Origin of the sequence: Pseudomonas mendocina, assembly GCF_900636545.1 — a bacterium.
Lineage (GTDB): Bacteria > Pseudomonadota > Gammaproteobacteria > Pseudomonadales > Pseudomonadaceae > Aquipseudomonas > Aquipseudomonas mendocina.
In genome coordinates this window covers 3,732,709-3,746,826 of record NZ_LR134290.1, presented here as the reverse complement: position 1 = coordinate 3,746,826, position 14,118 = coordinate 3,732,709, and the positions used below count along the sequence as shown (strand labels likewise).

Annotated in this window: 12 protein-coding genes; 3 read left to right on the top strand and 9 right to left on the bottom strand. The window is 63.8% G+C overall.

What is annotated here, in order from left to right; all coding sequences use genetic code 11:
* Positions 1 to 6: 6 nt before the first annotated feature.
* Positions 7 to 912: a GIDE domain-containing protein gene (locus EL191_RS17420; protein WP_041979747.1), complete on the top strand. Its 906-nt coding sequence runs from the start codon at positions 7 to 9 to the stop codon at positions 910 to 912.
* Between the two features lie 67 nt (positions 913 to 979).
* On the opposite strand, the gene EL191_RS17415 is transcribed toward EL191_RS17420, so the two are convergent.
* Positions 980 to 3,034, bottom strand: coding sequence for a putative bifunctional diguanylate cyclase/phosphodiesterase (locus tag EL191_RS17415; RefSeq protein ID WP_017362763.1), 2,055 nt, complete (start codon positions 3,032 to 3,034; stop codon positions 980 to 982).
* A gap of 303 nt (positions 3,035 to 3,337) precedes the next feature.
* On the opposite strand from EL191_RS17415, the gene EL191_RS17410 reads away from it, so the two are divergent.
* Both EL191_RS17410 and EL191_RS17405 read left to right on the top strand, forming a co-directional pair.
* Entirely contained in the window at positions 3,338 to 4,633 is a 1,296-nt protein-coding gene (locus EL191_RS17410; protein ID WP_052435036.1) for an ammonium transporter, read from the top strand.
* A 2-nt stretch (positions 4,634 to 4,635) separates the two neighbouring features.
* Positions 4,636 to 5,280, top strand: coding sequence for a hypothetical protein (locus EL191_RS17405; protein ID WP_041979748.1), 645 nt, complete (start codon positions 4,636 to 4,638; stop codon positions 5,278 to 5,280).
* A gap of 71 nt (positions 5,281 to 5,351) precedes the next feature.
* Here the strand turns inward: EL191_RS17405 and EL191_RS17400 are convergent, their stop codons facing one another.
* From EL191_RS17400 to EL191_RS17365, 8 genes are all read right to left on the bottom strand, one after another.
* Complete coding sequence (locus EL191_RS17400) at positions 5,352 to 5,933, bottom strand: superoxide dismutase (protein ID WP_003462535.1); 582 nt, start codon at positions 5,931 to 5,933, stop codon at positions 5,352 to 5,354.
* A gap of 399 nt (positions 5,934 to 6,332) precedes the next feature.
* Entirely contained in the window at positions 6,333 to 7,664 is a 1,332-nt protein-coding gene (locus EL191_RS17395) for a DUF58 domain-containing protein (protein ID WP_041979749.1), read from the bottom strand.
* Complete coding sequence (locus EL191_RS17390; protein ID WP_013716738.1) at positions 7,661 to 8,695, bottom strand: AAA family ATPase; 1,035 nt, start codon at positions 8,693 to 8,695, stop codon at positions 7,661 to 7,663. Before EL191_RS17390 ends, EL191_RS17395 begins: the two co-directional genes overlap by 4 nt.
* Positions 8,692 to 9,882, bottom strand: coding sequence for a DUF4350 domain-containing protein (locus tag EL191_RS17385; RefSeq protein WP_041979750.1), 1,191 nt, complete (start codon positions 9,880 to 9,882; stop codon positions 8,692 to 8,694). The genes EL191_RS17390 and EL191_RS17385 overlap by 4 nt, the downstream gene beginning before the upstream one ends.
* A complete protein-coding gene (locus EL191_RS17380; RefSeq protein ID WP_041979751.1) occupies positions 9,879 to 11,465 on the bottom strand; it encodes a DUF4129 domain-containing protein in 1,587 nt (528 codons plus the stop codon). The genes EL191_RS17385 and EL191_RS17380 overlap by 4 nt, the downstream gene beginning before the upstream one ends.
* Positions 11,452 to 12,432: a stage II sporulation protein M gene (locus tag EL191_RS17375; RefSeq protein WP_013716735.1), complete on the bottom strand. Its 981-nt coding sequence runs from the start codon at positions 12,430 to 12,432 to the stop codon at positions 11,452 to 11,454. The genes EL191_RS17380 and EL191_RS17375 overlap by 14 nt, the downstream gene beginning before the upstream one ends.
* Positions 12,429 to 13,154 (bottom strand): RDD family protein, encoded by a 726-nt coding sequence (locus EL191_RS17370; RefSeq protein WP_013716734.1) that lies wholly within the window; start codon positions 13,152 to 13,154, stop codon positions 12,429 to 12,431. Before EL191_RS17370 ends, EL191_RS17375 begins: the two co-directional genes overlap by 4 nt.
* A gap of 89 nt (positions 13,155 to 13,243) precedes the next feature.
* Entirely contained in the window at positions 13,244 to 14,002 is a 759-nt protein-coding gene (locus tag EL191_RS17365) for an integral membrane protein (RefSeq protein ID WP_041979752.1), read from the bottom strand.
* Positions 14,003 to 14,118 lie beyond the last annotated feature (116 nt).

Sequence of the window (14,118 nt, the reverse complement as noted above, 5' to 3'; positions counted from 1 at the left end):
CAGCCGATGATGCAGGCGGACCCTTTCGGCTTCTTCTTCACCCTGACGCTGACCCTCAGCGCATGCCTGGGCGGCGCCTGGTGGTGCCTGCGGCGTTGGTCGCAGGCACGTCATCTGCTCGATACTCCCACCTCGAAGATCCGTTCTGCGGCGCAGGGTTATGTCGAACTCTATGGTGTACTCGAAGCGCTGCCTGACATGGAGATTCGTGGGCCGCTCACCGGCAAACCATGCCTGTGGTGGCGCTTTCGCATCGAGGAATACCGCTCCAGCGGCAAGAAGCGCAGTTGGCGAGTTATCGAGAGTGGTGCCAGTGACGCCTGGCTGCGCCTGGTCGACGGCACCGGCGAATGCCTGATCGATCCGCGCGGTGCCGAGATCAGCGCGGCGGTGCGCGAGGTGTGGGAGGGCAATCTGCGTCACCCGCTAGGGCCGGCCAAGACCGGGCTGTTCGGTTTTCTCACCAGTGGCCAGCGCTATCGCTACAGCGAGGAGCGCTTTCACGTTGGCCAGCCGCTCTACGCCATCGGTGATTTTCGCACCCGTGGCGCAGCTCAGCAGGGATTCGACAGGCATGCTGCCCAGGGTGAAGTGATCCGCGAATGGAAGGGCGACTATGCCGGTCTGCTGCGGCGCTTCGACAGCGACGGCAACGGTGAGCTCGATGAGCAGGAATGGAATCGCGTACGCCTGGCTGCGCAACTGGAGGCCGAGGACCGGCACCGGCAGAAAGCCTCCGAGCCTGCGCGGCATCAGATGGCCAAGCCCGGTGAGCGCCAGCCGTTCATTCTCTCCAACAGCGGGGAGGATGAATTGGCCGGCAGTTTCTATTGGCAGGCGGCCGGTGGCGCCGTGTTGTGCCTGGCAGGCGCCTTGGCCACGGCCTGGTTGCTGGGTGTGCAGCACTGGTGAGGTGTTGGCCTTCGGCACACGCAAACAAAAACGCCGCGATTCGTCGCGGCGTTTTTGTTTGCGCAGGTCAGAGTGTCGCAGCTGAGCTCAGGCGCCTTGCCTGCTTGAGGAACAGGGTCAGCTCACGCGCTGGCAGCGGCTTGCTGTACAGGTAGCCCTGACCCTCGTGGCAGCCCTGGGCAATGATGTAGGCCTCCTGTTCGGCGGTTTCCACGCCCTCGGCGATGACCTGCATGCCCAGACTCTTGCCCAACTGGATGATGGCGCGAACGATGGTCGCGTCGTCCTCGTCTTCGAGCAGGTCCTGCACGAAGCTCTTGTCGATCTTGATCTTGTCCAGCGGCAGGCTCTTCAGATAGCTCAGCGAGGAATAGCCGGTACCGAAGTCGTCGATGGCGATCAGCGCACCGGAGCGGCGCAGGCTGAGCAGGTGCTGGGCGGCGGTGCTGATGTCTTCCATCAGGCCGGTTTCAGTGACTTCCAGTTCCAGGCTCTTTGGCGGTAGGCGGTAGACCTGCATCAGGTTGTTGACTACGCGCGGCAGCTCGGAGTGGTGCAGCTGTACGGTGGACAGGTTGATGGCCATGCGCAGGTCGCTGAAGCCCTGGTCATGCCATTCGCGCAACTGGCGGCAGGTCTGGTCGAGAATCCACTCACCGATGGGGATGATGGTGCCGTTCTGCTCGGCCAGCGGGATGAACAGGTCCGGTGCGACGAAGCCATGTTGCGGGTGCTGCCAGCGCAGCAGCGCTTCGACGCCGACCACGCGGTGGTCGCGATAATCCACCTGCGGCTGGTAGACCAGATGCAGCTGGTTCTGCGCCAGGGCGTCACGCAGGTCCTTCTCCAGCTCACGGCGGCGGCGCATCTCGCTGTCGACGCTGGCAATGTAGAACTGGTAGCGGTTGCGCGAGCGACTCTTGGCCAGGGTCATGGTCTGTTCGGCTTTTTGCAGCAGCTTCTCGGTGCTGTCGCCGTCTTCCGGGAACAGGGTGATGCCGATGGTGGCGCGCAGGCGCACTTCATGCTGGTCGAGCAGGAAGGGCAGTTCCAGGTCGTCGAGCACGCTCTGCGCCAGCTCGGCGGCTTCGTAGGGCTGCTCGATGTCGGCCTGCACCAGGGCGAACTGGTCGCCGCCCAGGCGGGCCAGCGCGCCGAGACGCCCGCTGTGGCTGCGCAAGCGATCGGAGAGGGCGAGCAGCAACTGGTCGCCGCTCTGGTAGCTGAATTGCTCGTTGATGCCCTTGAAGTCGTCGAGGCCGACGCAGAGCACGGCGACGCGGCGCTGCAGGCGGCCGGCATCTTCGAGAATCTGGTCGAGCTGCTGCTGCAGTTGCTGGCGGTTGGGCAGGCCGGTGAGGAAGTCGTACTGAGCCATGCGTAGCAGGCTGTTCTCGGCTTCACGGCGCAGGTGGGTGTTGCGTTCGATGGAGGCCAGCAACTGATTGGCGGTGTTGATCCAAAGACCCAGCTCGTTCTTCTCGTTACCCTTGAGCATGGGCAGCTTGTGTTCGCTGGGGCGATCGGGATTGATGTTGGTGAGGTGTTCGATGATCTTCGATAGTGGTTTGGTCAGCAGCCAGTGGTAGACCAGATAGAGCACCAGGCCCATGGCCATGGCGCGCAGTACGCCAGATATGAAGATGATCACCGAGTTGGTGACGAAGCTCTCGCCATAGGGCGCCGTATCGAGGGTGATGTTGAGGTCGCCGTAGTATTCGCTGTAAGGGCCACGGCCGACCAGCTTGGTCGAGAATAGCTGCTCCTGACCGAGGATCGGGTCGGTCAGCCAGCGCGTGGGCATTTGCGCCAGATCGCGCGAACGCTCTGCGAGCATCGGCTCGTTGGGGTGACCAATGGACGCATAGCGCACCGACTCGTGCTGGAACAGCCCCTCGATCACCTGCATGCCCATTTCCCGATCCAGGCTGTACACCGCCTGAGTCGAAGGGTCGCGGAACATGCCGAGAATGCGATGGGCGTCATTGGCCACGGCCTGACGGGTCTTGTAGGCGTCGAAGACAATCTGCGCGCAACTCAATACCACCCCTACGACGAATGCTGACAGCAGCACCACGCGGAGCAACTTGAGTGACAAGCTGTTTTTCAATTCCAGCTTCAAAGGCAATTCCTTATGTCGATGCTTACAGCGTCAGTCAGACGAGAGTATTGGCAATCTAGCCCTGGCCGTCAAAGGGCCATCATGCCTGGTGGCACTATTTATCCCACAAGGAACGCTCCTGGTGCGAGTCGGCGCTGAAGCACCGCTCCACTGCTCTGTGTCGGTGCGGCTGCGCCGGACTTGAGCGCCTTTGGTCATTTGGTAATTCGCCGTGGTTACGCCTCATGGCGCGTCGCCAGCACTCTGCTTGGCTACTGGCACAAGAGTTGCGAAGGCAGGGCATCGACCAGGAGGGGATTCGTGATGAAAACGCTCATGCTGTTGCTCGTCGCTGTCAGCTTTGCCCCGCAGGCCCATGCAGCCAGTGAGGAGGCCGCCAATACGGCCTGGCTGGTACTAGCCAGCGTGCTGGTGTTCTTCATGCAGGCAGGCTTCGCGCTGCTGGAGAGCGGCATGGCGCGGGCCAAGAACGCCGTCAACGTGATGATGAAGAACTACATGGACTGTTGCGTCGGCGGCATCGTGTTCTGGCTGCTGGGCTTCGGTCTGATGTTCGGTGCCAACCTAACGGGTTGGTACGGCATGAGCCATTTTGCGCTCAATGAAGGCGAGCCCTGGGACTACACCTTCCTGCTGTTTCAGATGATGTTCGCCGCCACGGCTGCGACCATCGCCAGCGGCGCCATGGCCGAACGCACGCGTTATGGCGCCTACCTGATCGGCGCGGTGCTGATCAGTGGCGTGATCTATCCGATATTCGGCAGCTGGGTGTGGGGCGGCCTGTATGGTGGCCAGGGCTGGCTGGCCAGACTTGGCTTCGTCGATTTCGCCGGCTCGACCGTGGTGCACAGCATCGGCGCCTGGTGCGCACTGGCGGGTATCCTGGTGCTCGGTCCGCGTCTTGGTCGCTTCGCGCCTGATGGTTCGGCGCGCTTGATTCCGGGGCACAACCTTGGCTTGGTGGCGTTGGGCGGTTTCATCCTCTGGGTCGGCTGGTTCGGTTTCAACGCCGGTAGCAACCTGGAGGTCAGCAGCAGCCTCGGACTTATCGCTCTGAACACCCATCTGGCTGCGGTCGCCGGAGCGCTCGGTGCGTTGCTGGCGCAGCGCAGCACGGCCAGCCCGGTGTTGCTGACCACCACGGTGAACGGCTCGATTGGCGGGCTGGTCGGCATCACGGCCGGTTGCGCCAGTATGGCGCCTGGGTTCGCCCTGCTCAGCGGCCTTATCGCCGGTTTCATCGTGGTGTATGGCATGCGCCTGCTCGATTACCTGCGTCTAGACGATGTCGTCGGTGCGATTCCCGTGCATGGCTTTGCCGGCGTCTGGGGCACGCTGGCGGCCGGGCTGTTTTATCAGGGTGACCTGTTCAACTGGGAGCGTGTCGCGGTGCAGGCATTGGGCGCTGTTGCGGCCTTCCTCTGGGCGTTCCCCCTTGCCCTGGTGTTCTACTTCCTGTTGGCCAGGACCATCGGGCTGAGGGTTCCGACGCAACATGAACAGCGCGGGCTGGATTTCGCCGAGCATGCTGAGGTGGGCTATCCGGAATTCAATCTGACGCAGACCTTCGACAGTGAACAATGGTCGAGGAGGGGCTGAGGATGAGATTGAGCCTTCGACGTCGCGCGATCTACACCGGTCTGGCCGGGCATTTCTCGGATGAAGAGGTGTGGCCGTTGCTGGCGCTGTGGGAGAGCAAATATGCGGAGCAACCACCTTTCGCCCTCAATGAGTTCCTCGCTGAGGTCGTGCTACGAACCGAGCGCAAGGTCGAGCGTGCGCGCCTGTATCGTGAGTTGGTCGGCGCCCTGACGGGGCCACCCTCTCAACTGTTGCCTGACCCGGAGGAGCAACTGGCCGCCTGGCGACTGGGGCGCAATGAGGCCGTAAGGCAAGTGGCGACTCCTGATAGCGCCGCGCAAACGACTTTCCTGGCCCTGAACCAGGCGTTGTTGGAGCAACTCGATGGAACGCAGCAGGCGGCACTAAGGCGTTTTGCTGCCGGCAACCTGTCCGGCATGGGGGTGAGTTCAGAGCTGTCGACACGCTTGCGCCTCTGGTTCGAGCAGGGCGGTGGCGATGGTGTCGCCAACCTCGGGCTGGAGCAGCTGCGCAAGTTGCTGAACCTGCTCTATATCGGTCTTTGCGAGTTTCTCGGTCCGGTGCGTGCCGACCGTGTGCTGAGCCAGGCGGTCAGCCGTGTAGAGGCGCAAGGGGTAGCGTTCTCACCGCGCAGATTGCTCTAGCTGGGCGAGCCGGACCTGGAAATGAAAAACCCGGCCACAAGGGCCGGGTTTTCGCATTACGGGGCTGAGATTCAGGCCGCGTAGTTCTGAGCGACGAAGTCCCAGTTGACCAGGTTCCAGAACGCCTCTACGTACTTCGGACGCAGGTTGCGGTAGTCGATGTAGTAGGCGTGTTCCCAGACGTCGCAGGTCAGCAGCGGAGTGTCGCCGCTGGTCAGCGGGCAGCCGGCGCCGATGGTGCTGGCCAGGGCCAGGGAACCGTCAGCCTTCTTCACCAGCCAGCCCCAGCCGGAACCGAAGGTGCCGATGGAGACCTTGCTGAACTCTTCCTTGAACTTGTCGAAGGAACCGAAGGCAGCGTTGATGGCGTCAGCCAGGGCGCCAGTGGGCTGGCCACCGCCGTTCGGCGACAGGCAGTTCCAGTAGAAGGTGTGGTTCCACACCTGAGCGGCGTTGTTGAAGATGCCGCCCGAGGAGGTCTTGACGATCTCTTCCAGGCTCTTGCCTTCGAACTCGGTGCCCGGCACCAGGTTGTTCAGGTTCACGACGTAAGTGTTGTGGTGCTTGTCGTGGTGGAATTCGAGGGTCTCGGCGGAAATGTGCGGCTCGAGAGCATTCTTTTCGTAAGGCAGCGGCGGCAATTCAAAAGCCATGGTCTATCTCCTACTCAGGTCGTGTGCGATATGCGCCAGGCCGATCACGGGCGGCCCGTGGAGGGTGTTCACAACGGCGGCCTCAGCTACCTTGCGAGCACCTCTCTAAGCGGCGTCGAGTTTGTACCCTTTGCGCCGCAGACTCGGGATCATAGCACCCGGCCACGGCCATAACCACGCAGCATCTGTGTGGAAAAGCCGGAGCCAGGGCCTCTGCGGCAATGACTTCGACCATCGTGCAGGCCAGCAGTTGCCTCAACGAATCTGTGCAACGCCTCGCGGGCTGGAGCCAGGCGAGGCGAAGTGGGGCGAAGAAGCGCAGTTTAGGTGGCGTAAATGAGCATTCCGAGCCCGACTTCAACGAAGCCTGAGCGACATGCTGCGGACCTTGAACAGGCTCTAGAGCGCGCCGGCCTTTTTCCAGGCCAGATAGCTGCTTACCAGCTCTGGGCCCAGTTCGCCTGGGCGGGCGTCGAGCACCGGTACTTCATGGGCGGCCAGACGTTCGTGCAATTCGGCGCGAGCGTTGAGGTAGTCGAGCGTGCCGCAGTAGGCGAGGGCCTGCTCGAATTGCTCTACCGGCGTCTGGCGCAGGCGGTCCAGCGCCTCCTCGCGCAGGCTGGCGATCAGCACGCGATGCTGGCGCGACAGGCGGCGTACGGCGGCGAGCAGATCCTGATCGTCCTCGTCGCGCAGGTTGGTCACCAGTACCACCAGCGAGCGGCGGCGCTGACGCGCCAGCAGCAAGTCGGCAGCGGCGCTGAAATCGGCCGGTTGCTGGCTGGTGTCGAGGTCATAGACGGCGTTGAGCAGCACGTTCAGTTGCGCGGGGCCCTTGACCGGTGCCAGGTAGCGCGACTGGTTGCCGGCGAAGGTCGCCAGGCCCACTGCATCGCCCTGGCGCAGCGCCACGTAGCTGAGCAGCAGGCAGGCATTGAGGGCATGGTCGAAGTGCGACAGCTCGTCGTCCTGGCTGCGCATGCGCCGGCCGCAGTCGAGCAAGAAGATGATCTGCTGATCGCGTTCGTCCTGGTATTCGCGAGCGATGGGGGTGCGCTTGCGCGCGGTGGCCTTCCAATCGATCTGGCGCAGGGTATCGCCGTCACGAAATTCGCGTAGCTGGTGAAACTCCAGGCCCAGGCCGCGGCGTGGGCGCTGGCGCACGCCCAACTGGCTCAGCCAGTCGTCCACGGCTTTGAGCTGTGCGCCGTAGAGACGCGCAAAATCCGGGTAGACGCGACTTTCGTCGGCGAGCGGCAGCAGGCGTTTGGCCTGCCACAGGCGCAGCGGGCTGGGTAGCTTCAGCTCGCACAGGGCGAAATGGAAATGTCCGCGGATCAGTGGCTTGAGGCGATAGCTGACGCGTGTCTGCTGGCCGGGGTGCAGGGTGATGCGTTGTGGCAGGGCGTCGAAAGCCATGCCTTCAGGCACATGATCGAAGACCTCGATTTCCTGTGTCTGGGTGAAATCGTGATGGGCGATCAGTTGCACCTCGCTCCAGCGTCCCAGCGGCAGGTTGCCGGGCAGCACGCGCTCCAGGCGCGGCGAGCCCTGGCGGCGCAGCCACAAAGCATCGACAGCGGCGATCAGCAGCAAGGCCAGCAATAGCCCCCAGGCCAGCGGCATCAGGCTGTCCGCCAGGCGAATGCCGAGCAGGGGCAGGGCGCCGAGCAGCACGGCAGCGGCGAACAGGCCGCCGAGCAGCCCGAGGAGCAGGCGCGAAGGTTTCATAGGCGCGGTGCCGGTACCTGATCGAGCAGTTGCTGCAGCACCTGGTCTACCGACAAGCCTTCGATGTCCAGCTCCGGCGCCAGGCGCACGCGATGACGCAGCACGGCCAGCGCGCAGCTCTTGATGTCATCCGGCACAACGAAGTCGCCGCCACGCAGCAGCGCGCGGGCACGGGCACCGCGTACCAGGGCGATCGAGGCGCGTGGCCCTGCGCCCATGGCCAGGCCCGGCCAGCTGCGGGTGGCGCGGGCCAGGCGTACGGCGTAATCGAGCACCTGATCGTCCAGGGGCAGATCGCTGGCGATCTTCTGCAGCGCCAGCACATCCTTGGCTTGCAGCAGGGTGCGCAGTGGGCTGACTTCGAGCATGTCGGCCTTGGCCGAGCGGGTCACCTGACGCACCATGTTCAGCTCTTCGTCCTGCTGCGGATAGTCCATGCGCAGTTTGAGCATGAAACGGTCCAGCTCGGCCTCCGGCAGCGGGTAGGTGCCTTCCTGCTCGATCGGGTTCATGGTCGCCAGCACCATGAATGGCAGCTGCACCGCCAGGGCGCGGCCTTCCAGGGTCACCTGGCGTTCCTGCATCACTTCCAGCAGGGCAGCCTGGGTCTTGGCCGGTGCGCGGTTGATCTCGTCGGCCAGCAGCAGGTTGGTGAATACCGGGCCCTTGCGCAGCTTGAACTGCTCGCTCTGCATGTCGTACACGGCGTGGCCGGTGACATCGCTGGGCATCAGGTCCGGGGTGAACTGGATGCGTGCGAACTCGCCGCCGAAGCAACGCGCCAGGGCGCGTACCAACAGCGTCTTGCCCAGGCCGGGCACGCCTTCGACCAGCACGTGGCCACCGGCGATCAGTGCAGTGAGCACGTCATCGATCACCGCGCTCTGGCCAATTACGGCCTTGCGCAGTTCGGCGCGCAGGGCCTGCGCCAGTTGGCTGGCACGCTGGCGTTGCTGCACCTGCGGATTACTCGGCGCGGCGGCCGGGGTTTCCTGCTCCGGCAGGGTGTCGTTCTCGGGGATCTCGCTCATAGGGCATTCCTGAGGGTTTGCAGGTGGGCGACCTGGCGGGTGAAGTCACTGGCGGACAGGCGTTGCGGCGGCAATGGACGCATGGCCTGGCTGATGTCCTTGGCGGGCAGGCGGGTCAGGCGACCGAGCACTTGCCACTGATCGGCTACGGCGAGCTTCTCGAAGCCTGGATAGCGGCGCCGCGCACGGCGATTGATGTCCTGCTGCAGACCTTTGAGCAGGCTGTGCTGGCCACTGCGGCGCAGGAGGAAGTCGGCGCTGCCGCGCAGATGTTCTTCCAGCTGACGGCGTGCTCGGCTAGCCGGAGCCTGCAGCGGGCCGTGGCGCACGCCAACGTGCCACAGGGCGGCGATGATCAGCAGTGCCAGGACCAGCAAGGCCAGCGGGAAATGGCGCAGTAAAAGGCGCGCCAGGCCTTCGCTGTCGGCGTGGTAGAGCAGGGTCACGGCGCTGTCCTGGCTCAGGTACCAGAGCAGCCAGGCATGGTCGTACTCGTTGATGTTGCGGTTCTGCCAGATCCACGGATCGCTCAGTACGGTGATCAGGCCGTCGCCGTGGTAGAGCTGCAGCAGGTGCGTGGTGGCCTCGCTGTTGGCCCAGGCATGCGCGCGGTTTTGCGCATCGTAGAGGTGGAAGTCGGTATCGAAGGCGATATAGGCCGGCGCCTGCTCGTTTTCCAGGTAGAGCTTGGTGAGTTGCGGGTAGGCCTCGTGCTCTTCGTCCTGCTCGTTTTCTGCTGGCGCCTCGCTGGCCTCTTCATCGTCCAGTTCGTCGCTCATGTACTGCTGGATGCCGAGCAGATCGAGCAACAGGTCGCCGCTCTTACCTTCCTCTTCGTCCCACAGGCGTTCGGCGATGAACAGCAGATGACCGCCATTGGCCGTCCATTGCAGTACGCGCTCGACCTGGCGCGGCGTCATGTTGCCGCGGTCGGCCAGTAGCATCAGGGTCTGGCCTTCGCTGGGCAGGTCGTCGAGCACGTCCAGGCCTTCTGCGCGGCGGGCGGCGATGCCCTGTTTACGCAGGAAATGTTCGGCGGCCAGGTAGGGGCTGCTGGCAACCTCCGGAGCAGGGCCGTGCTCGATCACATCTTCGTAAGGTTCGAGTTTGCCCAGCACATAACTGGCGATCAGCCCAACCGCCAAGAGCAGGGCCATGGCGAGGGTGAATCCGCTGCGCCGACTCATGCCGCACGCTCCGGGCCGAAGAGGCTACGCCAGCCCTGGCACAAGCTCTGACGCAGCGCCTCGGCGGGTAGGCGATGACCGTAGGCCAGGGCCTGCCACTGCAGGGTGAGCTGGCGACTGTAATCTTCCAGATTCTGCTGTCCGAGGCCGGCGACCAGACCGAGCACTTCCCCTTCGGTATGCGATTGCTTCAGCGGCAGGCGGTGTTCATGCAGCAGGCGACTGAGCAGGGCACGGTAGAGCAGGCCGAGCGCCGCGCGTGGTTGTTCGGCCCAGAGCCGTTCGGCTTCGCTGGCGACATCATCGGGCAGGGTCTCTGGCGCCAGCTCCAGGCCAAAGAGTTGTTGCGGTGTTACTGACCGGCGTCGCGTCGGCAGGCCGATGCGTTCGCCAAAGGTCTGCAGCCACTCGCGATAGCGCCACAGGACGAAAGCCAGCAGTGCGGCCAGCGCCGCCCACAGCAGCACTTCAAAGATCTGGGCGACGACGTCCAGGCTCTTCCACCACTCGCCCAGCTTGAGCAGGTTCTTGAGCATGTCGAGGAAGGCTTCGACATCTTCCGGTTTGGGTTCTTCTGCAGGCTTCTCTTCGCCCAGACGCCAGCGCGTGACGGTTTCGCGGTGCTGGAAGGGCGGTTCGTCGAGCAGCGCTTCGATGCTTGCGCGGGCGGCCTGGCTGGTCAGCGGTTGCTTGAGCATGCGAGGCGCATCGGGGCCTTGCGGGTCGGTCTGTTCGACCTCTTCGCTGACGATTGGTTGCGTGTCGGCCCAGGCAGCGCTTGGCAGTTGCGTCAGCAGCACGGCGCAACCGAGCAACAGGGCGTAGGCGCTGCCGGTCAGGCGCTGGCGCAGACGACGGAAGGTCAGCTCGATATCCCAGGCCTCCAGCGCAGTACGGCGATTGAGATAGAGGGTGAAGCCGCAGGCGACGTAGACCGGTTCCCAGAGGATCAGCAGCAGCACGTAGAGCAGGTTGGACAAGTGCTCCAGCCACAGCCACTGACCGCTTTCTGCGGCTATCAGGCTTTCCCAGCTCCAGTCCAGCTCCATCTGTTGCGGCAGCATCATGTAGAACAGGGCGATCAGACCCATCCACAGGGCGATTTCCAGGTGCACACCCACCAGCGTCAGCCAGGTAGCGGCGCCGCTGTCACGCTGGCCGAGCACCACCAGGCGTTGGCTGCGTGCCTGGCCGGACAGGCCTTCGAGCTGCAGCACGGGCAGATCGAAGCTGCGCGTCGGGCTGAGGCGGCGCCATGTCAGGCTGGCCAGCAGTTGTGGCCACAACAGTTTCGGCAGCGCACGCAGGGATTGTTTAAGCGAGGGCGTGTTGCCGAACAGTGCCTGCGAAAGGATGTACAGCGGCAGCCGTTCATAGGCGGGTTTGAGCCACCAGAACAGGAAGATGGCCCAGCCCGGATACTGCCAGAGCAAGGCGCAGAGCAGGGCGAACAGGGGCAGTGTGACCAGCGCCCAGCTGGCCATCAGCAGGCCGGCATGACGACGGGCCAGCAGCACGCCGAGGTCGATGGCCTCCCAGGCGCTGCGCGGGCGGATGGCCACGCTGGCTTCAGTCAGGCGCATGCTGCCTCCGCCCGGCCAGTAGCAGATAGCTCAGTACCAGCACCCAGAGACCTGCACCGACGATGTACTTGATGTTCGGGCTGGCGAAGGTGGTGGACGACCAGAACGCTTCGATGAAGGCAGCCAGCAGCAGGAACAGAATCACCCCGCAGACCAGTTGAATTGCCTTGCTGGCTGCCAGACGCAGGGCTTCGCCGCGGGGCAGGCGGCCGGGTGCAAGCAGCGCCCAACCGAGTTTGAACCCTGCCGCGCCAGCCAGGGCGATGGCAGTCAGCTCGAAGGCACCATGACCGATGACGAAGGACCAGAAGGGTTCGCCGTAGCCGATACGCGTCAGGTGGCCCGCCACACCGCCAATCATCAGGCCGTTGAACAGCAGGAAGAACAGGCTGCCAAGGCCCAGCAGCAGGCCGCTGGCGAAGGTCTGAAAGGCGATGCCGATGTTGTTCATGATGTAGAAGCCGAACATCACCCAGTCGTCGCCCGAACCGCGTTCGCTGAAACGCCCGAGACGGCGCGCATCAGGGTCGTACATACGCTCCATTTCGCTGACCTGATCGGGACTGACCAGGCTGAAGATCAATTCGGGATAGAGATAGGTCAGCAGGCCCATCAGGGCCAGGCTGCCGAAGAACAGCAGACTGGCAATGCATACGCTGCGCCATTCGCTGCGTACCAGACGCGGGAAGCCGCCGAACAGGAAGCGGATTATCTGCGCACCAAGGTGACTGCGATGACGATAGAACTGCTGGTGGCCACGCATCGCCAGCTGCTGCAACTGATCGATCAGATGGCTGCTGTAACCGCGGGCCTGGGCCAGGGCCAGGTGCTGGCAGAGTTGTCGATAGCGGGCGGCGAAGCTCTGGCAGGTTTGCGCTTCGGCCTTGCCGCGCTCGAGAGTTTCGAGCTGGCTATTGAACGCATCCCAGTCAGGCTGATGGCGACTTTCGAACAGGCTTTGCTTCACGGTGCACTCCCCAGCAGGCCGCGGGCGATGCCGTTGAGGCGCGCTTCGGCCTGCTCGGCAGGCACTTGCAGTGGTTCGGCCAGTAGCGCCGCCAACTCCGCTCTACGGGCGGCGGACAACTGGCCGCCGCGTTCGGCGAAACCGAGGATGGCGCGTTGCTCGCCCAGGCTGAGCGGGAAGGGGGCAGGTAGCGGTTCGGCGTCGGCGAGCTGCGGTTTGCTCAGCGGCGCGTCGCGATAGACTACCAGTGTGCCAGCGGCGATATCGCCGAGACGCTTGAACGCCGGATGGTTCAGGCAACTGATGATGCCCAGGGTGTAGCCGAACGGCAGGATGTCGACGAAGCGCAGCAGGTTGCGGGTCAGCGAGGCGGCCCAGCCGATGGGTGTGCCGTCATCGTGCACCACGCGCAGGCCGAGCATCTGCTTGCCGGGGGAACGGCCCTGGTTGAGTACCTCGAACAACACCATGTACCACCAGGTCACGAGAAACAGCAGGATGGTGCCCAGGCCCATGCCGAACTGACCGAGCAGGCCGAGGACGATGAACATCAGGGCGAGAATCAGGCCGCGAATGGCCAGGTCGATGGCGAATGCGAGGGCGCGCGGGACCAGCCCGGCCGGTCGCAGATGCAGATCGATACCTTCCGGCGTTTCGACCTGATAGCGAGTATCCAGGGGCGGCAGGGGGGATGAAAAGCTGGCGCTTGAGCGTGAGGGCATCGGCGGACTGCATCAAGGAAAGCCCGATGCTAGCGAGCAGCGGGCTACGAGCGCAACCGGGCCAGCGAACTGGCCCGAGTTACGTCGGCTTACTGGGCGGCCGGCAGCACGCCGAAGATGGTGCGATACAGCACGCCCATGGCCACGACCATCAGCGGGATGCTCCACACCAGGCCGATACCCAGCGGGATGGCGCTGACCATGACGATCAGACCGAGCACGATGAACAGACCGAAGACCTTGAACCAGTGTTGGGTGATGGCCTTGCGCGAGGCTTCCAGCGCCTGCCAGGGCGATAGGCCGCGCTCGACCACCAGCGGCACGGCCAGCAGATAGGCGACGCCCAGGTAGATGCCGGGGATCAGCAGCAGGATCATGCCGAGGTAGATCAGCAGCATCATCACCACGGCGGTGATGATCAGTGGGACGGTGCGGCCGAAGTGGCTGAAGATTTCGTTGAAGCTCAGTGGCTGGTCGGCGGCACGGCGAATACCGACCATGTTGATGCCGGCCATGAAGGGATAGGCCAGCGCCGAGGCCAGCAGCGAAATCAGAATCTCGCCGATGAACATCAGGGCGATGCTATCGCTCAGCGCGCCGAAGATGCCCACTACGCCGCCGAGGATGAAAGTGGCTGCCAGAAGCACCACGTAGAACACCAGGAAGCCACCGATGATGATGCCTTTGGTGCCCTTGACCTTGCTCCAGGACTCGCTCAGCAGGTCGCCAATGCTGAAGTCGTAACCGCGCGCCAGGGCCTCTTCGACGCTCGGCGCATGGCCCTGAGGCGACTGTTGCAGGTCGCTGGTGGGGGCGGCATAGGGATTGGGGGTGATCGCGTCACTCATGGCTGCGTCCTTGTACAGAGTGGTAGAGGAACGCCAATGCTAATGGTTACAGCATTTTTCTCAAGTGCAGTGCATCCGCTCATGCGGCGCCTGTGCGCTGGTTCATGCTTTTGCCG